Below are 19,639 nucleotides of genomic sequence, written 5' to 3' on the forward strand. Positions count from 1 at the left end.
GCTGTCGGCTGTGCGCGTCCAGCGTGCCCGCGTCCGAAGGCGGGCGCGGACAGTCGACCACGAGGTGAACCGATGCCAGCACATGTCCGGTTACGCATGGCGGCCCTCGCCGCCACCGCGTGCGCGTTCCTGCTCGTCCCCTGGACGGGGCCGGCCGGAGCGCAGTCCCTCGACGATCCGGGGAGCAAGCCCCCGGCGTCGGGTGAGGGTCCGCGAGGCCAGGCTCCGGCCGGCTTCGCGACCTGGGACGCCCTGTTCGCCGAGCAGGAACGTCTCAACGGGGTCGCCGACCAGCTCGCCGAGGCGGGCGAGAAGGCGCAGGGCTTCGGGGGGCTCGTCGTCGCCCCGGAGAACCACGAGGTGCGGCTGTACTGGCGGGGACAGGTGCCCCCGGCCGTGCAGACCGCGGTCGAACAGGGGCGGCTGCGCGCCCCGGTCCGCGTGCTGAGCGCGGCCCACGCGCAGGACCAACTGGCCCAGGAGGCCGAGAGGTGGGTGGCGTCCGGTCAGGTGACCGGGGCGGCACCGCAGCCGGACGGGAGCGGGCTGCACCTCTCCGTCGTCTCGGGGGACACGACCCCCGACCAGCTGCGACGGCCCGACGGGGCGACCGCGCCCATCACCCTTGAGCGCGCCGACGCGGCCGAGCCGGCGTACGACCGCCAGAACGACGTGCCGAGCTACTACGGCGGGGGCCGCACGAAGAACTGGAACACCGGCGGCGGCTGCACGGCGGGCTTCCCCGTCGTCGACCGCAACGGATACGAGGGCTTCCTCACCGCCGCGCACTGCGGGGAGCTGTGGCACGACTTCTACGACGGCGGCGGCACGTCCGACCCGGCCAACTACATGGGCCGGCTGAACTGGCGGATCGCCAACCGCGACGCCGCCATCGTCAACGCCGACACCCACGGGCGCATGTTCACCGGGGGCGTCAACTCCAGCTACAGCGCCCGCGTGGTGGGCGTGTTCAAGTCCTATCCCGGCAACTACGTGTGCAACTCCGGGTCCAAGACCGGCGAGATCTGCTACATCAAGGTCACGCACTACGGCTGGAGCGGCACCTACACCAACGGGCAGTACGTGAAGCACATGATCCGCGCCAAGCACATCGACGGCCACTGCGCCGGCGCCAAGGGCGACAGCGGCGGGCCGATCTTCGCGTACGCCTACACGAACAACTGGGACGCCGTGAAGGCGCACGGCGTCATGTCCGCCTTCAGCGGCAGCGTGTACTGCGGTGGCGCGGTCGGCGGTCCGGTCATCGTCTTCCCCCGCGTCTGGGACGTGCTGCTGGCCTTCGAGGCGGCCCTGCTCGTGTCCTGACCGCGGCCTGATCACCGGACGGCCCGCCGAGCGCACCGGCGGGCCGTTCCGGCGTGCCCGCCCGCGTACGGGACGATGGGGTTCCACATCGAAGGGGAGTCACTCACATGCGGCTGGATCTCACCGGGCGGACGGCGCTGGTCACCGGCTCCACCCAGGGCATCGGGGCGGCCATCGCCGCGGGCCTGGCGCGTTCGGGCGCGCGGGTGGCGGTGAACGGGCGCGGCGCCGAGGGCGTCGAGCGGGCCGTGTCGCGGCTGCGCGAGCAGGTTCCCGGCGCCGACGTCGTGCCCGCGGCCGGCGACCTTTCGAGCGAGGAGGGTACCTCGCGGGTCCTGGAGGCACTGCCCCGGGTCGACATCCTCGTCAACAACCTGGGCGTCTTCGGGGCCGAGCCCGCCCTGGAGATCAGCGACGATGAGTGGCGGCGCTACTTCGAGGTCAACGTGCTGGCGGCGGTGCGGCTCACCCGGTCCTACCTGCCCGGCATGATCGAGCGGGGCTGGGGCCGCGTCCAGTACATCGCCAGCGACTCGGCCGTCGTCGTCCCCGCCGAGATGATCCACTACGGCATGACCAAGACCGCCCTGCTGTCGGTGGGACGGGGCTTCGCCAAGGCGGCGGCCGGCACCGGGGTCACGGTGAACTCGGTGATCGCCGGCCCCACGCACACCGGGGGCGTCGAGCAGTTCGTCTACCAGCTGGTCGACCGCGACCTGCCCTGGGAGGAGGCCCAGCGGGCGTTCATGCGCGAGTACCGCCCGCAGTCGCTGCTGCAACGGCTGATCGAGCCCGAGGAGATCGCCAACATGGTCGTGTACCTCAGCTCCGAGCAGGCCTCGGCGACGACCGGCGGCGCGCTGCGCGTCGACGGCGGCTACGTCGACTCCATCCTCCCCTAGCCACCCGGGAGCGCCCTCGCCATTGCCGTGATCCACATAATTCCCTACTATTCCTACGGGTTTAGTGCATTCTGCGATGGAATGAGGGGTTCATGGATCGCGACGGCCAGGGCATCAGCAGGCGCAGGATGGCCGCGACCGTGGGCGCGGTGGCCGCCGGCGCGGCCGCGGGCGCGGCGCTTCCCGGCGGGACGGCGAGCGCCGAGACCGCCGAGCGGGAGTTCCACGCCGACCGCCGCGGGGGCCGTCCCGCCCGCCCCAACGTGCTGGTCGTCCTCGGCGACGACCTGGGCTGGGCCGACCTGAGCAGCTACGGGTCACCCGACATCCGCACCCCCAACCTCGACCGGCTGGCCGGGCAGGGCGTGCGCTTCACCCAGGCCTACTCCGCGGCGGCGGTCTGCTCACCCACCAGGTTCGCGCTCTACACCGGCCGCTACCCCGGGCGGCTGCGCGGCGGGCTGGAGGAGCCGATCGCGCGACCGGACGAGCTGGTCGGCATCCCGCCCGGCCATCCCACGCTGGCGTCCCTGCTCAAGGCCGGCGGGTACGCCACCGCCATGTTCGGCAAGTGGCACTGCGGCTTCCTGCCTTGGTACAGCCCGCTGAAGTCGGGGTGGGACGTCTTCTTCGGCAACCTGTCCGGCGCCGTCGACTACTACTCCAAGGTGTCCTCCAACGGCCCCGACCTGTACGAGGGGGAGGTGCCGGTGGAGTCGCTGGACTACTACACCGACACGATCGCGAGCCGGGCCGCCGACTTCATCAGGGGCGAGCACGACGGGCCGTGGCTGCTCAACCTCAACTTCACCTCCCCGCACTGGCCGTGGGAGGCGCCCGGGGACCGCGCGGTGAGCGCGGAGATCACCGCGCGGATCGAGGCCGGCGACACCGGCGCGCTCAACCACCGTGACGGCGGCTCGCTGGACACCTACCGCGAGATGGTGCGGAGCCTGGACGCGGCGATCGGCAGGGTGCTGGCCGCGCTGCGCGCCTCCGGCCGCGAGCGCGACACGATCGTGCTGTTCAGCAGCGACAACGGCGGCGAGCGCTGGTCGTACCAGTGGCCGCTGAGCGGCGCCAAGGGCAGCCTGAACGAGGGCGGCATCCGGGTGCCCAACATCCTGCGCTGGCCCGCCGCGATCCGCCCCGGCCAGGTCAGCCACGTGCCGGTCGTCACGCACGATTGGACCGCGACGATCCTGGAGGCCGCCGGCGTCCGCCCGCCCGGCGGCCACGTGCTCGACGGGCACAGCCTCCTCCCCTACCTGCTGGAGGGCGCGCGCCCGCCACGGCGCGACCTGTTCTGGCGCACGAAGTCGGCGCGGGCGCTGCGCCGCGGCGAGTGGAAGTACCTGCGCAGCGGCACGGGCGAGGCGCTGTACAACCTGGCCGGCGACCAGCGCGAGCAGGCCGACCTGTCGCGCCGCGACCCCGCGCTGCTGGCCGAGCTGCGCACCCGATGGGAGGAGATCGACAAGACCCTCCTGCCCTACCCGTCTTGAGCCGCGCCCCGCGCCCGGACGCCTCGGAACGGCGGAAGGGTGCGCCGGGCCGAGGCCGCGCCGCCGGTCAGACGCTGGTGGAGCGGTCGTGATCCTGCTGTCGCGTGTCGTCCCGCGTGGCGGCCCAGGGGGACAGCAGGCGCGGGGAGTCGGCGCTCGGGGTGCCGGGGGCGGCGGTGTGGGCCAGGAGGGTGAGGCCGGGGCCGCCCGGGCTGACCATCGACCCGGCCGAGAACGGCTGGGTCAGCCCGACGCTGCGACCCGCCGCCCGTCGCCGCCGACCAGGCCGTGCGCCGCCGCGCAGGCGAGCGATCTCGGCCCTCCCGCCGGGACGGCGTCCGCCTGAGGCTAAAGTATCTTGAGGTCGAGACACTTTGGAGGAGCGCGATGCTGCACCACGTCCAGCTGGCCTGCCCGCCCGGCAGCGAGACGAGTTCACGCCGGTTCTACGAAGGCGTGCTCGGCCTGGCCGAGATCCCCAAGCCGCCGGCCCTGGCCGCGCGCGGCGGGTGCTGGTTCCGCGGCCACGGCGTCGAGCTGCACCTGGGCGTGGAGGCCGACTTCCGCCCGGCGCGCAAGGCGCACCCCGGCCTTCTCGTGCGCGACCTGGACGACTGGGCCCGGCGGCTGGAGGAGGCCGGGCACCCGGTGATCTTCGACGGCGACTTCCCCGGCATGCGCCGCTTCTACAGCGAGGACCCGCACGGCAACCGCCTGGAGTTCCTGGAGCCGCTCCCCTAGGCGCACCGCGGGATCGCGCCGGCCGCGCCGGCCGCGGCGCTCGAAGGCCGGGCGCCGAGACGGCGAGGCGACGGCGAGGCGACGGCGAGGCCCGCGCGCGAGCGCCGGGCGGGCGCCGTCACGACAGGTGTGCGGCGGCGTAGGCCAGCTTGTCGGGGTTGGTGACGGTGCGCAGGGCGACGACGCGGTCGCCGTCGAACTCGGGGACGATCACGGCGCTCAGCGCGGGCCCGTCCCAGGCGAGCACCGCGGGCTGCTCGTTCACCCAGGCGACGGCGAACCGGGCGCCCGCCGCCCGGGGGTGCCGGGCCAGGCCGACGAACAGGCGCGCGACCTTGACCCGGCCGGTCACCGGGTTCCGGGCGGCCGCGGCCTTGCCGCCGCCGTCGGCCCACGAGACGACGTCCTCGGCGAGCAGCCTTTCGAGGCCGGCCAGGTCGCCGTCGCCCGCCGCGGCGACGAACCGCTCCACGATCTCCCGGGCGCGCTGGGGCGTCGCGGTGAACCGCCGGCGCGGCTCGTCCACGTGCTCGCGCGCCCGCCGGTAGAGCTGCCGTGCGCGCGCCTCGCCGATCTCGAGGATCTCCGCGATCTCGCGGTGGCTGTGGCCGAACGCCTCGCGCAGCACGAACGCCGCCCGCTCGGGCGGGGTGAGCCGCTCCAGCAGCACCAGCACGCCGAACGACAGCGAGTCTCGCTGCTCGGCGGTCTCCAGCGGGCCGAGCGCGCCGCCGCCGGTGACGACGGGCTCGGGCAGCCACTCGCCCACGTAGCTCTCCCGGCGGGCGCGGGCCGAGGTCAGCCGGTTCAGGCACAGGTTGGTGACCACCTTGGTGAGCCAGGCCTCCGGCACGGCCACCTCCACGCTCCGCTCCCAGCGCAGGTAGGCGTCCTGGAGCACGTCCTCGGCCTCGGAGGCCTCCCCGAGCAGGCGGTAGGCCAGCCCGAGCAGCCGGGGACGCGCCGCGGTGAACTCCTCCAGCCGGGTGGTCATGCCGCGAATTCTCCCACCGGGCCCCGCCGCTTCCCCGCGCCCCCTCCCACACGCGCCGGGACCCGAGAGCGGGACGCGCACCGGGGCGATTTTCAATGTCTACGTAATTACGTATTATCGGAGTCATGGAGCTGACGGAGCGGGTCGCCGAACTGGAGCGCCGGATGGCCGCGCTCGAAGAGGCGGGAGGCCGGGCCGCGCCCACCGTCACACGGGCCGACTTCTGGGCGCTGGAAGCGCTGAAGGTGAAGCTCCGGGAGGACGGGGCGGACGACGGCGGCGTGCTGTTCACCGGCGCCGTGCGCCTGCCGGCAGGCGAACGGTACGAGTGGCAGTACGGCCTGCCGGCCGAGGCGCTGCTGGACGGGGAGTGGGCCGACGCCGCCGACGCGTTCGCCGCCCTCGGTCACCCGGTGCGCCTGCGCCTGCTCCAGGAGATCATCGGCGGCCGCCGCACCGCCGCCGAGCTGGCCGACCTGGAAGGGCTGGGCACCACCGGCCAGATCTACCACCACCTGCGCCAGCTCACCGCGGCCGGCTGGCTGAGCGCCGCGGGCCGCGGCCGCTACGTCGTTCCCGGCCCGCGGGTGGTGCCGTTGCTGGTGGCGCTGGCCACCGCGCGCCCCTGACCCTGTTCGACACATCGACCCGAGAAGAGGAGGAGATGTCGATGCGCCAGTACGACGAGACGTCCCTGCGCAAGTTGGCCATGATCGTGTACCGCGGCTGCTGGTTCGCGTTCTTCGTGGTGGTCGCCGGCGGCTTCGTCTTCGGCTACGGGGCCCTGTGGGGCTGGGTCCCCCTGGGGGTGGCGATCGCGCTGCAGCTCTGGCTGAACCGCAAGCCCGCGCCCGGCGCCGGCGCCGGGGCCGGCGACGCCGAGGCCGAGGCTCTCGAGGTGGGCCCGCCGGTCACCGGCCGCTGGTCGGCGCTCAACAGCCCCGCCGACAAGGTGCCCAGCCACGGCACCCGCGCCTACGGCCAGGCCTACGCGATCGACATCGTGGCCGAGCCGGAGGACCGGCCGCGCCCCCGCTTCGGCTGGTGGCCGCTCGCCCGGCGCAACGGCGACTTCCCGGCCTTCGGCGCGCCGGTCCTGGCCGTGGCCGACGCCACCGTCGTGCGCGTCGTCGACCGCTACCGCGACCACCTCAGCCGCAACTCCTGGCCGGCGCTGCTCTACCTGATCGTCGAGGGCCTGTTCCGCGACATGGGCGGCCCCGGCCGGATCGTCGGCAACCACGTCGTGCTGGACCTCGGTGGCGGCGTGCACGCCCTGTACGCCCACCTGCGGCGCGGCTCGATCACCGTCCGCGAGGGCGAGCGGGTGCGCGCGGGCCAGACGCTCGCCTCCTGCGGCGACTCGGGCAACTCCTCCGAGCCGCACGTCCACTTCCAGCTCATGGACGGCCCCGACCTGGACACCGCGCACGGCCTCCCGTTCCGCTGGCGCGGGGTCGGCGTGCCGGCCAACGGCGAGGTCTTCTCGGCGGAGGAACCCACCCGGGCGTAGAAACGCCGGCCCGGCGCCGGATCTCTCCGGCGCCGGGCATCGTACGCGCCGGTCGTCCCTAGACGCACGCGTGGGCGCCGTCGGCCTGGCCGGCGGCGTCCTCGATCCAGATCGGACGCCAGTCGGCCAGCTCGTGGAAGCGGCGCAGCTCGGCCAGCCCGCTCAGCCAGCCGCTCCACGCGCCGTACGGGGGGTGGGCGGTGTCGAAGCCGCTTTGCACGAAGGTGAGCCGGGTGCCGCCCTGCGAGCCCTCCAGCTCCCAGGTGGTGACGCCCACGCCCGCCCCCCAGTCGGTCGTGGCCGACCGGCCGGGAACCAGGTCGATGATCCTGGCGGGGTTCGGGTCGGCGTCGAAGCCGCCCATGGCGTACCGCCCGCCGACGTGCGGCTCGATCTCGATGGGGTAACCGAACCACGCGCTCACCTTGCGCGAGTCGATCAGCGAGTCGTAGACCTCCTGGACCGGCGCGTCGATCGTCGTCACGACGCGCATCTCCGGGGAGGTGTAGTCGCACTTGGGGCCGACCTCGCGGCCTTCGACGTGGTCGACGAGGTTGGCGATCGTCAGCGCCCAGAAGGTCTGGAGCTGTCCGAAGGCGCCGGCGTCCTGGAAGTCGAAGTGGCTCTGCGAGAGCGACAGCACGGCGGTCTCGGGCCCCTCCTCCTCCAGGGTGATCTCCGTGACGGTCTCCTCGCCGCCGAGCAGCCAGGAGAAGCGCAGCGTGCGCTCGTCGGCGTGCAGCAGCCGCTGGTGGGGCGCGTCGCCCTCGGGGGTGTAGCGGCCCCAGAACACATACCGCTCGGCGTCGGCCTCGGCGTGCTCGGCCAGCCACACGCGCATGGCCTCGGGGTCGGACAGGGCGTGGCGCACCTCCTTGACCGGGGCCTGGAGGCGGGCACGCAGGATCATGGGCTCACTCATGGGTTCTCCCTTTGGGGTAACAGGCGACGGCCAGCTTGAACGCGTCGCCGTCGGCGCCGCCGTAGCGGGTGAAGAGGTCTTGCAGGGTGCTCTGCAGGTCGTTCAGGAAGTCCTGCCGGCGGTCCGCCGGCACCCGGATCTCGCCCGAGACGCCGATCGACGGCAGCTCGGGGGCCGCGCGGTCGAGCGCGGCGACGTCCGCCTGCACCTCCTCCATCAGGTTGAGCAGGTGGCCCAGGCTCAGCTCGTCCTGCACCTTGCGCAGGCCGATGTGGCCGACCAGGCCGGGTGACAGCCAGTAGGAACGGGCCCCGGCCTGGTAGATGCCCTCGTGGATGCCGCGCACCTTGCGCTCGGACACCTGCTCGACCAGCCCCGCGTCGACCAGGCGCTTGACGTGGTAGTAGACCCGCTGCGGGGTCTGGCCGAGCGCGGCGGCGACCTCGCCGCACGTGCGCGGCTCGGCCAGTTGCCGCAGCACCTCGATGCGCTGCGGCTTGAGCAGCGCCTCGGCCTGCTCGATGTGCTCCAGGTACAGGATGTCTCTCATCGCAAAATCAATTTTGTACGTAAAAACTTCTCTTGTCAATGGGTGCGCCGGAGCCGTCCGCCACGAGAGCCGGCGTCCGACGCCGCGAGCCCCGGAGGGGTGCGGTTCGCGGCGGGCCGCGGTGTGGCAGGCTCACCGGGATGGACGAGCTGTGGGATCTGGTGGTGGTCGGAGGCGGGCCCGCGGGCTCCGCGGCGGCGTTGCGCGCCCGGCAGCTTCACCCCGGCGCGCGGGTGCTGCTGCTGGACAAGGCGGACTTCCCCCGCGACAAGGCCTGCGGCGACGGCGTCGCCGCCCACGGGCGCGAGGAGCTGGCGCTGCTCGGCCTGCCCGACCTGCTGGCCGACTACCGGCCGACCCGGCGGCTGGAGGTGGTCTCCCCCGGCGGCGCCCGCGTCCTCGCGACCGTCGCCCGCCCCAACCACGTCGTCCCCCGCGCCGTGCTGGACGCCCGGCTGGTCGACGCCGCCCGCGCCCGGGGCGTCGAGGTGCGCCGCCACCAGGTGCGCGCCCTCACGGCGCGCGGCGACCACGTGGTGCTCGACGGCGAGATCGCCGCGCGGGCCGTCATCGCCGCCGACGGCGCCAACTCGGCGATGCGGCGCCTGATCGGCGTGCCCGGCAGCCCCGAACGACACACCGCCATCGCCGTCCGCGGCTACGCCGACGTGCCCGCCGAGGACGACGTCCAGCTCATCGCCATGCAGAAGGACGGATGGCCCGCCTACGCGTGGTCGTTCCCGATCGGCGACGGCACCGCCAACGTCGGCTTCGGGATGCTGCTGCCCCGCCTGCGCGCCACCGGCCTGCCCGGCCGCCAGGTGCTGCACGGCCGGCTCGCCGCGCTCCTGCCGCACCTGCCCGCCCGCGACCTGCGCGCCCACCACCTGCCGCTGTCACCGGGACGGCCCAGGCCGGGCGCCGGGCGGGTGCTGCTGGCCGGCGACGCCGCCGGGCTGATCAACCCGCTCACCGGCGAGGGCATCTACTACGCGCTGCTGTCGGGACGACTCGCGGGCGAGGCGGCCGTCCAGGAGCCGGCCGACCCGCTGCGCGCCTACCGGCGCGGGCTGCGCGGCGCGCTGGGCCGGCACCTGCGCACCACCGACGTGCTCGCGCGCGCCTCACAGTCCCCCGGCTTCATCGACGCGGCGATCGCCACCGCCGCCCGGCGCCCGGGCGTCTTCGACATGCTGGTGGAGGTCGGCCTGGGCGCCGGCACCGTCCCGCTCCCCCTGGCCTGGGCCGTCGCCCGCCGCTGGATGCTGCGCGCCGGCTGACCGGCTCGCCACGGGCCTGGGCCGGCACGCGCGCTCCTCGTCCGGCCCGCGGGTCACCGCCGTCCGCCGGTCGGCTCCGGCCTCGCGGGACGTCCATGTCCGGCATTGACGGATGGCGGGGAGGCGGTGGATGGTGGTAGCGGCTTAGGTAAGCGCTTTCCGAGGGCGGGGCGGTACCCTCCTCCGACGGCCGGGCCGTCGCCGCACGACCCGTCCGGTCACCCCGGCCCCTTCCCGCCCGTCACCCTCCCGCCGCTCTCGCCACCCGGATGGTCCCTTGTCATCGCAGCCCCCGCTCGCGCGGTTCCTCATGTCCCCCGAGCCGTTCGACGAGGTCTACCCGCCGCCGGTGCGGCGGCGCATCGCCGCCGCGGCCCGCGTGGACGGCGCCGACCCCGACCCGGCCCGCGTGCTCGCCGACCACTCGCTGCTGGCGGGGGTGGAGGTGCTGTGCACCGGGTGGGGCGCTCCCCCGCTCGGCGGGGCTCTGCTGGAGGCGGCGCCGGGCCTGCGGCTGGTGGCGCACGCCGCCGGGTCGGTGCGCCCGATCGTCACCGACGAGCTGTGGGAGCGGGGCGTGCGGGTCGTGTCGGCCGCCGCGGCGAACGCGGTGCCGGTGGCGGAGTTCACCGTGGCACAGGTGGTGTACGCGCTCAAGCACGGCTGGCGGCTCGTGCTGGCCGCGCGCGAGGCCCGCGCGCCGGTCCCGCCCGGCCCGCACCTGGGCGGCGTGCTGGACGCGGAGGTGGGGCTGCTGAGCCTGGGGGCGATCGGTCGGATGGTCGCGGCGCGCCTGCGCGCGCACGGCGTGCGGGTGCTGGCGCACGACCCCTACGCCGCCGAGCGGGACGCCCGCGCGCTGGGCGTCGAGCTGGTCGGGCTGGAGGAGCTGTTCGCGCGCGGCGAGGTGGTGAGCCTGCACGCCCCGCTGCTGCCCGCCACGACGGGCCTGGTGGACGGCCCCCTGCTGCGCCTCATGCGGCCGTACGCCACCCTGCTCAACACCGCTCGCGGCGGGCTGGTGGACGAGCCGTCCCTGGTGGAGGTGCTGCGCGAGCGGCCCGACCTGATGGCGGTGCTGGACGTCACCCACCCCGAGCCGGTGGCGGCCGGCTCACCGCTGCTGACGCTGCCCAACGCCGTGGTGACCCCGCACGTCGCCGGGAGCATGGGCCGCGAGCGCGCCCGCCTGGGCCACCTGGTGGCAGACGAGCTGGAACGCTGGACGGCCGGCGCCCCGCTCACGCACGAGGTCACCCGCGAGCGGACGGCCCTGCTGGCCTGACGCGCCTCATCCCGTGGTGGGTCAGACCCCGGGCTGATGCGCCGGGCGGGGACCGTCCCCCACAGTCGTGGCATGATCGAAGTGAGAGAGCTGACCAAACGCTACGGCGGCACCCTGGCCGTCGACGGGCTGTCCTTCCGGGTGGAGCCGGGCCTGGTGACCGGCTTCCTCGGCCCGAACGGCGCGGGCAAGTCCACCACGATGCGCGTCATCCTGGGCCTGGACGCGCCCACCTCCGGCGAGGCGCTGGTCGGCGGGCGGCGCTACGCGACGCTGAGCAGGCCGATGACCAAGGTGGGCGCGCTGCTGGACGCCAACGCGGTGCACGGCGGGCGCAGCGCGTACGACCACCTGCTGTGCCTGGCCCGTACCAACGACATCGGCCCGATGCGGGTCGCCGAGGTGCTGGAGCTGGCCGGGCTGGCCGGGGTGGCGCGCAAGGAGGTCGGCGGATTCTCGCTGGGCATGAAGCAGCGGCTGGGCATCGCCGCCGCGCTGCTCGGCGACCCCGGCGTGCTGATGTTCGACGAGCCGGTCAACGGGCTGGACCCCGACGGGGTGCGGTGGATCCGCGGGCTGATGCGCTCGCTGGCCGCCGAGGGCAGGACGGTGCTGCTGTCCAGCCACCTGATGAGCGAGATGCAGCTCACCGCCGACCGCATCGTCATCGTCGGCCGGGGCCGGCTGGTCGCCGACACCACGGTGGCGGAGCTGACCGGTCGCTACCCGTCGCTGGAGGACGCCTACCTGGCGTTGACCGCCGGCAGCGTGGAGTTCGGGGCGGGCGGATGAGGGGCGTGCTGTCCTCGGAGTGGCTGAAGCTGCGCTCGGTCCGCTCCACGACCTACACCCTGTCGGCTGCGGCCCTGACGGTGGTGCTCGCGGGCGTCTACGTGTACTACGCCGGCACCGTCTGGGACGGGCGGGACCCGGCGGGGCGTGCCGCCTTCCGCGCCACCGCGCCCGAGGTGGGCTTCCTGCCGCTGCTACAGGTCAGCCTGGCGGTGCTGGGGGTGCTGGCGATCACCCCCGAGTACGCCACCGGCATGATCCGGACGAGCCTGGCCGCCGTCCCGCGGCGCGGCGTGCTGCTGCTGGCCAAGGCGGGCGTGGTGGCGGGCGTGACGCTGACCGCGGCGCTGGCGATCCTGTTCGCCACGTACGCGGTCGGCCGGCTGGTCGCCGGCGACCGCGCCATGGACTTCAACACCGGTTCGCTCGGCGGCGATCTGCCGCTGCTGCTGGGCTCGGCGGTGTCGGTCACGGTGCTGGCGCTGATCGGGCTGGGGGTGGGCACGGTCACCCGGTCCACCGTCGGCGGCGTCGTCGCGGTGGCCGCCGTGCTGTTCGTGCTGCCGATCATGGTGACCTTCGTGCCCGCGCCGTGGAGCACCCGGGCCGCGTCGCTGCTTCCGGCCGACCTGGTGCGGCAGATCGCGGGCCAGGAGCTGTCCATGCGGCTGGGCGAGGGCATGCTCTCGCCGGTGGGGGCGCTGGCCGTGCTCGTGGGCTACGGGGCCGTCGCGGTGGCCGCGGGGGCGGCCGCCCTCCACCGCCGCGACGCCTGAGCCGGCCGGGCGCTCCCGTGTCCACGAGGGCGGTGGGCGGGGGCTTGAATCTCAAGCCGCTCGAGATCCCATAGTGGCGGTATGGACGACAAGGACCTGTACCCGATCGGGGACGTGGCGCGCCGGACCGGTCTGAGTGTGAGCGCCGTCCGGTTCTACTCCGACGCCGGGATCATCGCCCCCGCACGGGTGACCGAGACCGGTCACCGGCGGTACGACCTGCGCGCCATCGCCCGGCTGGAACTCATCCGCACCCTTCGCGACCTGGACGCCGGCCTGGAGGACATCCGCCGGCTGCTCGACGGCGAGACCTCACTGCATGATCTGCTCACGACGCACCTGGAGCTCGTCGAGCGTCAGGAGCGCGACCTGCGGGCCAGACGGGCCGTGCTGAGGACCCTCGTCAAGCAGGGGGGCACGGCCGCGCAGGCGGCCCTGATGCGCAGACTCGTCTCGATGCCCGACGAGGAGCGCGAGCGGCTCGTCGACGACTTCTGGAACGAGGTCGGCGAAGGCCTCGACGTGCCCCCCGGCTTCGTCGACCGGTTGCGGACGATGCGACCGCGCCTGCCGGAGGACCCGGCCGCCACCCAGCTCGAAGCCTGGATCGAGCTGGCCGACCTGGTAGGAGGCGAGGAGTTCCGCCGCGCGGTCCGCTCGTATCTGCAGGACGTCTACGGCACGTTCCCGGGACGGCGCGTGGCCGCCGCGCCGGTGTGGGACTTCATCCACCAGCGGGGGGCGCGGATCGGGCAGGAGGTCGTGGAGGCGCACCGTTCCGGGCTGCCCGCGGACTCCGCACGGGCACGGGAGCTGGTCGATCGCCTGGCGACCGCGTCCGCCGAGGCCTTCGGCGGGCGGGCCACGGCCGAGTCGCGTGAGCGGCTGGCCACGGCCTTCCTGCTCGTCGAGCGGCTCCAACGGCAGGACGCGCGGGAGGAGGCCCGGTACGACGCCACCCACGGCAGGTACCTGTCCCTGGTGGCCGTGATCAACGGAACCCCGCCGGACACCGGCGAGGACGGTCCCGCGCTCTACGCGTGGATCGCGGCGGCGCTTCGCGCTCGCTGCCCCGAATTACCGACCCCTGGGTAAAGAACCGGGTACAGTCCGGATCATGGGCAGACCGAAGGGGTTCGACCCGGACGCCGCCGTCGAGCAGGCGATGCAGGTGTTCTGGCGCCAGGGGTACGGGGCCACCTCGCCACAGGATCTGCTGGACGAGCTGGGAATCGGCAAGGGCAGCCTCTACAACGCCTTCGGCAGCAAGCACGAGCTGTTCGCCCGGGCGCTGCGCCGCTACAACGAGCGGATCGACGCCGAGCTGGCCGAGATGCTGGAGCGCCCCGGCTCGGTCAAGGAGCGGCTGGGGGCCGCGCTGGAGGGCCTGGTGCGGGCCGACTACGCGGCGCGGCGCGGCTGCCTGGCGGTCAACACGGCCGTGGAGCTGCCGGGTAGCGACGAGGCGGTCCGCCTGGTGCGCCGCATGTTCGACCGCGAGGAGCTCGTGCTGCGCACCATGATCGAGGAGGGGCAGCGCTCGGGAGAGCTGCGCCGCGACGTGGACGCGGCGGCCGTGGCGAGCATGCTGCTCAGCACCATTGCCGGCCTGCGGGTGCTGTCCAAGGTGACCGCCACCCCGGCCCCCCTCGACCGCGCCGTCGGGGCGATCATCGCGCTGCTGTGACCCTCGCCCGGCGCCGCACGGCCGCCGGCAGGCGCACCCCCCGCCCCGGGGAGGCACGGCGCGCCTGCCCGCGGGCGAGGTGACGGCAGCCCGCCGCCCCCCGCGTGAGTCAGGTGCGCGGGGCCGGGTCGCGGCGGCTCCCCCGCGTGCTTCAAGCGTGCGGGCCGGGGGCACGGCGGGCTTCCCGTGTGGTTCAGGCGCGCGGGCCTGGGGCGCGGCGGAAGAGGAAGGGCTGGGGTTCGCGGCCGGGGACGACGAACCAGCACTCGCCGGTCTCCTCGCTGTCGAGCAGCCGCATGAAGGCGTCGGCCACCGCCGAGACCTCCAGGATCGGGAACCCCATCTCCTCCAGCACGGCGCGGCCCTCGCCCAGGATGCCGGTGTCGGCGAACGACGGGCACAGGCCCTGCACCTTGACGCCGGAGGGGCGCAGGGCCTCGCCGAGCGAGCGCACCAGCCCGACGACCGCGTGCTTGTTGGCGGCGTAGATCGGGTCGCCGGGGATGCCGACGAGGCCGGCCATGCTGGAGGTGGCCACGATCGTGCCTCCCCCGGCGGCCATCAGCGCGGGGATCGCGGCGTGCGCGCCGAACACCACGCCGTCGAGGTTGACGCCCATCGCCAGCCGGTAGCGGTCCAGGTCGAAGTCGGCGCCCAGCCCGCAGCCGGAGCTGACGCCGGCGTTGAGGAACGCCAGGTCGAGCCGCCCGTAGCGCTCGACGGCGACGGCGACGGCCCTTCGGCTGTCCTCCGGGCGGGTCACGTCGCAGTGCACGTGAGCGCCGCCGACCTCGGCGGCCAGCTTCTCGGCGGCGGCGTCGTCGACGTCGGCGATGACGACCCGGGCTCCCCCGCCGGCCAGCCGGCGCGCGACCGCCGCGCCGATGCCGTTGGCACCCCCGGTGATCAGCGCGACCTTGTCGTGCAGCCGGTCGCCCCGCACCACGTTGGCGGCCTGGAAGCCTTGGGCATGGGGCATGCCGCTGAGCAGCCCGCCGGTCTCCCCGGTGGACCACGGCCCGGACGCCGGGCCGCCCGCCGCCGCGCCCTCGGGCGCGCCGTGCCCGGGGCGGGAGGGCGGCGTGCCGTCGTCGTCGCTGGTCGTCACAGTGGCAGCCCTCCGGTGGCGGCGTTGGTGGACCCCGTGGCCCGGTACGCCGCGATCGTACGCTCGGCGATGCGCATCTGGTGGATCTCGTCGGCGCCGTCGGCGAGGCGCGCCCAGCGGGCGTGCTGGAACATCGAGGCCAGGGGGGTGTCGGTGGAGTAGCCAAGGGCGCCGTGCACCTGGATCGCGCGGTCGACGATGCGATTGAGGGAGTTGGCCACGAAGTGCTTGGCCATGGACACCTCGGTGCGGAAGTCCTCGCCCTTGTCAATCTTGGAGGCGGCGTGCAGGACCATCAGCTTGCACTGGTAGAGCTCCATGGCCGAGTCGGCGATGAGCCACTGGACGCCCTGCTTGTCGGCGAGCGCCGAGCCGTGGCTGCGCCGGTTGAGCGCGCGGTCGACCATCATGTCCAGCGCGGTCTCGGCCTGGGAGATCCACCGCATGCAGTGGGCCAGGCGGGCCGGGCCCAGGCGGTGCTGGCCCAGGCGGTGGCCGTTGCCCCGCCCGCCGAGGATCTGGGAGCCGGCGACCCGCAGGTCGGTGATGACGATCTCGCTGTGGCCGGTGGAGCCGTGCATGGTCTCGACCTCGCGCACGTCGTCCCAGCCCCGCTGGGGAAGGTCGACGAGGAAGGCGGTGTTGGCGCCGCGCGAGCCCTCGGGCAGGTCGGGCTCGGTGCGGGCGATGAGGATGGCGAACCCGGCTCGGCGCGCGTTGGAGATGAACCACTTGTGGCCGTTGATCACCCACTCGTCGCCGTCCTGGACGGCCGTGGTGCGGATGAGCGTGGGGTCGGACCCGGCGACCTCGGGCTCGGTCATGGCGAAGCACGACATGCGGGTGCCTTCGAGCAGCGGGCGCAGATAGCGCTCCTTCTGCTCGTCGGTCCCCCAGTGCAGCAGGGTGTGCATGTTGCCCTCGTCGGGCGCCGAGCAGTTGAGGATCCACGGGCCGAGCCGGGTCTTGGCGGCCTCCGACTGCACCATGGCCAGCGCGACGTGGCCCAGGCCCATGCCGCCCCACTCCTCGGGCATGTGCGGCAGCCACAGGCCCCGCGCCCTGGCCTTGCCGCGCAGCCCGAAGATGAGCCGCAGGTAGGCGTCGCGGTCGGCGGTGCGCTCGTCTCCCAGGCCGTCGACCGCGGGGACGACGGTGTCGCGGATGAACTCGCGGACGCGGCCGCGGATCTCCTCGTGCTCGGGGGCGAGGGTGAAGTCGATGGCCATGCGTTCCCCTTGCCTGCGGCCGGCGGCGGCGCCTCGGAAGGCCGCGGGCCGGCGGGCCGGCCGCCGTTCCGCTGGGACCATTTAAGGCAACTGCTTGATTACGATAGCGTCGGGCCCGTCCCCCGGCAAGGTCAGGAGGCGTCCATGCCGCCCAATCCCGAAGTGACGTGCAGGCGTCTGGTGCAGGCCGCCGAGCGCCTGTTCGCCGAGCGGGGCATCGAGGGGGTGTCGCTGCGCGAGATCAACGCCGCCGCCGGGCAGCGCAACACCACCGCGCTCCAGTACCACTTCACCGACCGTGCCGGGCTGCTGAGCGCGGTGCTCGCCAAGCATCAGGCCGGCATCGAGCAGCACCGCCACCGGCTGCTGGACGCCTACGAGGGCGCCGGCCGCCCGCCGGCGGGCGAGGCCCGGCGGGCGCTGGCCGCGGCGCTGGTGCGCCCGATGGCGGCCAAGCTCGCCGACCCCGACGGCGGCCGGGCCTACCTGCGGGTGATGGAGCAGCTCGTCCACCGTGGCGAGCCGCCGGCGAAGGCCGACCGGCGGGGCGACCCGGGCCAGAGCATCCACCGGTGGCGCGAGCTGGTGGCGCCGCTGCTGTCGGAGGTCGCCGTCAGCCGGCTGCACCAGCGGTTCATGGCGATCAGGGTGACCTACGTGGAGCTGGCGCGGCGCGCGAGCGGGCCCGAGGGCAAGGACGACCGGCTGTTCACCAGCCACCTCATCGACGTGGTCTCGGCCGTGCTGGCCACCGAGGTCTCGCCGGAGACCGCGGGGTTGCTGCGCGAGCGCGACCTGCGCAGGGAGCGTTAGCGCCCCGTCGTCCGCATGGGGCCGGGACGCGCCGACGGCGGCCGCGTGCGCGGCCGCCGTCGCGGGGTCGTGGGCTGTCAGGCGTGCGGGCAGGTGTCGCGGTACTCCTCGATCGTGATGTCGTTCGGGGCCGGGCACAGGAACTGGTCGTAGCGGGTGTCGTCGTCGATGAACCGCTTCATCCACGAGACCATGTACTTGGCCATCGTCGTGTTGGACGTCTGCGGGAAGAAGTGCGAGGCGTTGTTCAGCTCCATGTAGGCCTTCTCCGAGGAGGAGGGGATGGAGTTGTAGAACGGGATGGAGTGGGTGTTCACCGAGGCGACGCTGTCGGACTCGCCGCCGATGATGAACGTGGGCACGCGCACGCCCGACCAGCTCTTGTCGGTGTTCCACGGGGCCAGCGGGATGGCCGCCTGCAGCGAGGGCCGGGAGTTCGCGGCCTCCAGCGAGCCGCCGCCGCCCATGGAGTGGCCCGCGACCGCCAGCCGCGACGGGTCGATCCTGGCGCGGACGGTGGCCGAGGCGTCCTCCACGAGGTAGTCCAGCGCGGCCAGGAGCTGACGTCCGCGGCTGCTGGGCTGGTCGTAGATGGTGTTGGTCTCGATGCCGATCACCACGAAGCCGTGCGAGGCCAGGCGGGGGCCGAGCCAGCTCAGGCTGGACCACCGGGCGGTGTATCCCGGGGAGATGGCGATGGCGCCGAACGTGCCCTGGCTGGTGTCGGTCGGGTAGTAGATGGTGCCGCCGCCGAAGCCGTCGGCGCCCAGCGAGGACACCGAGGTCGACGCGGTGGAGAACGGGCCGCGGGAGGCCTCGATGAGCGACTCGGTGGGGTCGGGGCCGCGCTCGTACGGGCTCTGCGCCTGCGCGGCGGGGGCGAGGGCGACGCCGCCGCAGGCCAGTGCCAGCGCCATCCCGATCTTGGCGAGGATCCGCGCGCCGGAGGGGCGAAGGCGGCGGGGGGCGGAGGGCTGGGGGGTGCCGGAGAGGATTTTCCGTGGCTGCACGTTGCTTGTGCTCCCTGGTGGTAGGGGGGAACCGGCCGCCGGCCGGTCGCGAGGCGGGCCGTCCGGCGGGTGCCACGCCGCGGGCCACGGCGTGTCGGGTTCCTCATGACTGCCTGTCGCCGCCATTGTTCGGGCGGCCCGCCACCCGCGCATCGGCGAAATCACTTGCCTTCTCATCGCGTGGTGAGGCCGCCGGGCACCCGGGTGGAGCGAGCCGGGGCGGCGGTGGCGGGGCCGGTCAGGGGGTGAAGGCTCGCCGGTAGGCGGTGGGGGTGGTGGCGAAGGCCCGGTGGAAGTGGGTGCGCAGGTTGGTCGCGGTGCCCAGCCCGGTGCGCCTGGCGACCTCCTCGACGGTGATCTGGCCGTTCTCCAGCAGGGCGCAGGCGGCGCGCAGCCGCTGCTGGGTCAGCCAGGCCTGCGGGCTCATCCCGAACCGGTCGCGGAAGGTGCGGTGCAGGGTGCGGGTGGACACCACACCCTGCCGGGCCAGGTCCAGGACGGTGATCGGCAGGTGCAGGTTGGCGTTCGCCCAGGCGGTGACCGCGGCCAGCTCGTCGTCCTGCCCCTGCGCGCCCGCCGGGATGAACTGCGCCTGGCCGCCCGCCCGGTGCAGCGGGGTGACCATGTGGCGGGCCCGCTGGATGGCCGCCGACTGGCCGTGGTCGCGGCCGACGAGGTAGAGGCACAGGTCGAGCCCGGCGGCCAGTCCGGCGCTGGTGAACACCGGGTCCTGGTCGATGTAGAGGGCGTTCGCGTCCACGGTGACCCGGGGGTGCTCGCGGGCCAGCGCCTGGGCGTGCACCCAGTGGGTCGTCGCGCGCCTGCCGTCCAGGAGACCGGCCTGGGCCAGCGCGAACGCGCCGGTGCAGATGGAGGCGACGCGGGCCCCGCGGCGGTACGCCTCGGCCAGCGCGTCGAGTGCGCGTGCGGGGGCGGGGCCGCGGGCGAAGCCGGGCACGATGACCGTGTCGGCGCCGTCCAGCGCGTCGAGGGCGGCCTGCACGGTCAGGTCCAGGCCGGGGGTGGTGGTGGGGACCGATCCGCCGTCCGGCGAGCAGACCGTGGTCGCGTACCTGCCCTGGCCGTCGTGGCCGAAGACGTGCGTCGCGATGGTCAGGTCGAAGGCGACGACCGGGGGCAGGGCGAGGACGGCGACCCGGTGCATGGCGGATTCCTTACGCATGGTGGCAAGGATGCCACTCGTCA

Annotated in this window: 21 protein-coding genes; 13 read left to right on the top strand and 8 right to left on the bottom strand. The window is 74.1% G+C overall.

Translation table 11 applies throughout. The features are described from left to right. The first annotated feature begins 72 nt into the window (after positions 1-72). The 3 genes from PYR91_RS11795 (at position 73) to PYR91_RS11805 (ending at position 3,733) form a co-directional block, all read left to right on the top strand. Complete coding sequence (locus PYR91_RS11795; protein WP_279779642.1) at positions 73-1,326, top strand: hypothetical protein; 1,254 nt, start codon at positions 73-75, stop codon at positions 1,324-1,326. Between the two features lie 107 nt (positions 1,327-1,433). Continuing rightward, the gene (locus PYR91_RS11800) at positions 1,434-2,228 is read left to right on the top strand and encodes an SDR family oxidoreductase (RefSeq protein ID WP_279779643.1); all 795 of its coding nucleotides are present in this window, start codon (positions 1,434-1,436) and stop codon (positions 2,226-2,228) included. Between the two features lie 92 nt (positions 2,229-2,320). Further along, positions 2,321-3,733 carry a sulfatase-like hydrolase/transferase gene (locus PYR91_RS11805; RefSeq protein ID WP_279779645.1) on the top strand — a complete coding sequence of 471 codons (1,413 nt, stop codon included), beginning with the start codon at positions 2,321-2,323 and terminating at the stop codon, positions 3,731-3,733. A 67-nt stretch (positions 3,734-3,800) separates the two neighbouring features. Here PYR91_RS11805 and PYR91_RS11810 read toward each other — a convergent pair whose 3' ends face one another. Continuing rightward, the gene (locus PYR91_RS11810; RefSeq protein WP_279779646.1) at positions 3,801-3,953 is read right to left on the bottom strand and encodes a hypothetical protein; all 153 of its coding nucleotides are present in this window, start codon (positions 3,951-3,953) and stop codon (positions 3,801-3,803) included. Positions 3,954-4,120: 167 nt separating this feature from the next. On the opposite strand from PYR91_RS11810, the gene PYR91_RS11815 reads away from it, so the two are divergent. Beyond that, on the top strand, positions 4,121-4,474 hold the full coding sequence (locus PYR91_RS11815) for a VOC family protein (protein WP_279779647.1): 354 nt from the start codon (positions 4,121-4,123) through the stop codon (positions 4,472-4,474). 118 nt (positions 4,475-4,592) lie between these two features. Here the strand turns inward: PYR91_RS11815 and sigJ are convergent, their stop codons facing one another. Beyond that, positions 4,593-5,468, bottom strand: a complete 876-nt coding sequence (gene sigJ / locus PYR91_RS11820; protein WP_279779648.1) for an RNA polymerase sigma factor SigJ — start codon at positions 5,466-5,468, stop codon at positions 4,593-4,595. A 125-nt stretch (positions 5,469-5,593) separates the two neighbouring features. On the opposite strand from sigJ, the gene PYR91_RS11825 reads away from it, so the two are divergent. Together PYR91_RS11825 and PYR91_RS11830 are read left to right on the top strand one after the other, a co-directional pair. Next, the gene (locus PYR91_RS11825) at positions 5,594-6,097 is read left to right on the top strand and encodes a helix-turn-helix domain-containing protein (protein WP_279779649.1); all 504 of its coding nucleotides are present in this window, start codon (positions 5,594-5,596) and stop codon (positions 6,095-6,097) included. Positions 6,098-6,138: 41 nt separating this feature from the next. Next, positions 6,139-6,981, top strand: coding sequence for a M23 family metallopeptidase (locus tag PYR91_RS11830; RefSeq protein ID WP_279779650.1), 843 nt, complete (start codon positions 6,139-6,141; stop codon positions 6,979-6,981). 58 nt (positions 6,982-7,039) lie between these two features. On the opposite strand, the gene PYR91_RS11835 is transcribed toward PYR91_RS11830, so the two are convergent. Further along, positions 7,040-7,903: an SRPBCC family protein gene (locus tag PYR91_RS11835; protein WP_279779651.1), complete on the bottom strand. Its 864-nt coding sequence runs from the start codon at positions 7,901-7,903 to the stop codon at positions 7,040-7,042. After that, on the bottom strand, positions 7,896-8,453 hold the full coding sequence (locus PYR91_RS11840; protein ID WP_279779652.1) for a helix-turn-helix domain-containing protein: 558 nt from the start codon (positions 8,451-8,453) through the stop codon (positions 7,896-7,898). The genes PYR91_RS11835 and PYR91_RS11840 overlap by 8 nt, the downstream gene beginning before the upstream one ends. 140 nt (positions 8,454-8,593) lie before the next feature. On the opposite strand from PYR91_RS11840, the gene PYR91_RS11845 reads away from it, so the two are divergent. The 6 genes from PYR91_RS11845 (at position 8,594) to PYR91_RS11870 (ending at position 14,273) form a co-directional block, all read left to right on the top strand. Beyond that, positions 8,594-9,733 carry an NAD(P)/FAD-dependent oxidoreductase gene (locus PYR91_RS11845; protein ID WP_279779653.1) on the top strand — a complete coding sequence of 380 codons (1,140 nt, stop codon included), beginning with the start codon at positions 8,594-8,596 and terminating at the stop codon, positions 9,731-9,733. A gap of 277 nt (positions 9,734-10,010) precedes the next feature. After that, entirely contained in the window at positions 10,011-11,018 is a 1,008-nt protein-coding gene (locus PYR91_RS11850) for a hydroxyacid dehydrogenase (protein WP_279779654.1), read from the top strand. A gap of 72 nt (positions 11,019-11,090) precedes the next feature. Beyond that, positions 11,091-11,810, top strand: coding sequence for an ATP-binding cassette domain-containing protein (locus tag PYR91_RS11855; protein WP_279779655.1), 720 nt, complete (start codon positions 11,091-11,093; stop codon positions 11,808-11,810). Continuing rightward, positions 11,807-12,586 carry an ABC transporter permease gene (locus PYR91_RS11860; protein WP_279779656.1) on the top strand — a complete coding sequence of 260 codons (780 nt, stop codon included), beginning with the start codon at positions 11,807-11,809 and terminating at the stop codon, positions 12,584-12,586. The genes PYR91_RS11855 and PYR91_RS11860 overlap by 4 nt, the downstream gene beginning before the upstream one ends. Before the next feature lie 81 nt (positions 12,587-12,667). Then, positions 12,668-13,681, top strand: a complete 1,014-nt coding sequence (locus tag PYR91_RS11865) for a MerR family transcriptional regulator (RefSeq protein WP_279779657.1) — start codon at positions 12,668-12,670, stop codon at positions 13,679-13,681. Positions 13,682-13,703: 22 nt separating this feature from the next. Beyond that, positions 13,704-14,273 (top strand): TetR/AcrR family transcriptional regulator, encoded by a 570-nt coding sequence (locus tag PYR91_RS11870; protein WP_279779658.1) that lies wholly within the window; start codon positions 13,704-13,706, stop codon positions 14,271-14,273. 193 nt (positions 14,274-14,466) lie between these two features. Here PYR91_RS11870 and PYR91_RS11875 read toward each other — a convergent pair whose 3' ends face one another. Then, positions 14,467-15,381 carry an SDR family NAD(P)-dependent oxidoreductase gene (locus PYR91_RS11875; protein WP_279779660.1) on the bottom strand — a complete coding sequence of 305 codons (915 nt, stop codon included), beginning with the start codon at positions 15,379-15,381 and terminating at the stop codon, positions 14,467-14,469. Next, complete coding sequence (locus tag PYR91_RS11880) at positions 15,378-16,610, bottom strand: acyl-CoA dehydrogenase family protein (RefSeq protein ID WP_279779661.1); 1,233 nt, start codon at positions 16,608-16,610, stop codon at positions 15,378-15,380. Before PYR91_RS11880 ends, PYR91_RS11875 begins: the two co-directional genes overlap by 4 nt. A 144-nt stretch (positions 16,611-16,754) precedes the next feature. Here PYR91_RS11880 and PYR91_RS11885 point away from each other — a divergent pair, with 144 nt between their 5' ends. Continuing rightward, positions 16,755-17,423: a helix-turn-helix domain containing protein gene (locus tag PYR91_RS11885; protein WP_279779662.1), complete on the top strand. Its 669-nt coding sequence runs from the start codon at positions 16,755-16,757 to the stop codon at positions 17,421-17,423. A 77-nt stretch (positions 17,424-17,500) separates the two neighbouring features. On the opposite strand, the gene PYR91_RS11890 is transcribed toward PYR91_RS11885, so the two are convergent. Both PYR91_RS11890 and PYR91_RS11895 read right to left on the bottom strand, forming a co-directional pair. Then, the gene (locus tag PYR91_RS11890; RefSeq protein WP_279779925.1) at positions 17,501-18,340 is read right to left on the bottom strand and encodes an alpha/beta hydrolase; all 840 of its coding nucleotides are present in this window, start codon (positions 18,338-18,340) and stop codon (positions 17,501-17,503) included. A gap of 331 nt (positions 18,341-18,671) precedes the next feature. After that, on the bottom strand, positions 18,672-19,616 hold the full coding sequence (locus PYR91_RS11895) for a helix-turn-helix domain-containing protein (protein WP_279779663.1): 945 nt from the start codon (positions 19,614-19,616) through the stop codon (positions 18,672-18,674). Positions 19,617-19,639: the final 23 nt, after the last annotated feature.

It is taken from the genome of Sphaerisporangium sp. TRM90804 (assembly GCF_029846175.1).
Lineage (GTDB): Bacteria > Actinomycetota > Actinomycetes > Streptosporangiales > Streptosporangiaceae > Sphaerisporangium.

Bases quoted from the DNA above. Each gene is read 5' to 3' on its own strand.
- PYR91_RS11890 (WP_279779925.1), bottom strand. From the start codon at position 18,340: ATGGCGCTGGCACTGGCCTGCGGCGGCGTCGCCCTCGCCCCCGCCGCG.
- PYR91_RS11815 (WP_279779647.1), top strand. From the start codon at position 4,121: ATGCTGCACCACGTCCAGCTGGCCTGCCCGCCCGGCAGCGAGACGAGT.
- PYR91_RS11865 (WP_279779657.1), top strand. From the start codon at position 12,668: ATGGACGACAAGGACCTGTACCCGATCGGGGACGTGGCGCGCCGGACC.
- PYR91_RS11800 (WP_279779643.1), top strand. From the start codon at position 1,434: ATGCGGCTGGATCTCACCGGGCGGACGGCGCTGGTCACCGGCTCCACC.
- PYR91_RS11870 (WP_279779658.1), top strand. From the start codon at position 13,704: ATGGGCAGACCGAAGGGGTTCGACCCGGACGCCGCCGTCGAGCAGGCG.
- PYR91_RS11845 (WP_279779653.1), top strand. From the start codon at position 8,594: ATGGACGAGCTGTGGGATCTGGTGGTGGTCGGAGGCGGGCCCGCGGGC.
- PYR91_RS11840 (WP_279779652.1), bottom strand. From the start codon at position 8,453: ATGAGAGACATCCTGTACCTGGAGCACATCGAGCAGGCCGAGGCGCTG.
- PYR91_RS11830 (WP_279779650.1), top strand. From the start codon at position 6,139: ATGCGCCAGTACGACGAGACGTCCCTGCGCAAGTTGGCCATGATCGTG.
- PYR91_RS11885 (WP_279779662.1), top strand. From the start codon at position 16,755: ATGCCGCCCAATCCCGAAGTGACGTGCAGGCGTCTGGTGCAGGCCGCC.
- PYR91_RS11835 (WP_279779651.1), bottom strand. From the start codon at position 7,903: ATGAGTGAGCCCATGATCCTGCGTGCCCGCCTCCAGGCCCCGGTCAAG.
- PYR91_RS11810 (WP_279779646.1), bottom strand. From the start codon at position 3,953: ATGGTCAGCCCGGGCGGCCCCGGCCTCACCCTCCTGGCCCACACCGCC.
- PYR91_RS11895 (WP_279779663.1), bottom strand. From the start codon at position 19,616: ATGCGTAAGGAATCCGCCATGCACCGGGTCGCCGTCCTCGCCCTGCCC.
- PYR91_RS11855 (WP_279779655.1), top strand. From the start codon at position 11,091: ATGATCGAAGTGAGAGAGCTGACCAAACGCTACGGCGGCACCCTGGCC.
- PYR91_RS11825 (WP_279779649.1), top strand. From the start codon at position 5,594: ATGGAGCTGACGGAGCGGGTCGCCGAACTGGAGCGCCGGATGGCCGCG.
- PYR91_RS11860 (WP_279779656.1), top strand. From the start codon at position 11,807: ATGAGGGGCGTGCTGTCCTCGGAGTGGCTGAAGCTGCGCTCGGTCCGC.
- sigJ (WP_279779648.1), bottom strand. From the start codon at position 5,468: ATGACCACCCGGCTGGAGGAGTTCACCGCGGCGCGTCCCCGGCTGCTC.
- PYR91_RS11795 (WP_279779642.1), top strand. From the start codon at position 73: ATGCCAGCACATGTCCGGTTACGCATGGCGGCCCTCGCCGCCACCGCG.
- PYR91_RS11805 (WP_279779645.1), top strand. From the start codon at position 2,321: ATGGATCGCGACGGCCAGGGCATCAGCAGGCGCAGGATGGCCGCGACC.
- PYR91_RS11880 (WP_279779661.1), bottom strand. From the start codon at position 16,610: ATGGCCATCGACTTCACCCTCGCCCCCGAGCACGAGGAGATCCGCGGC.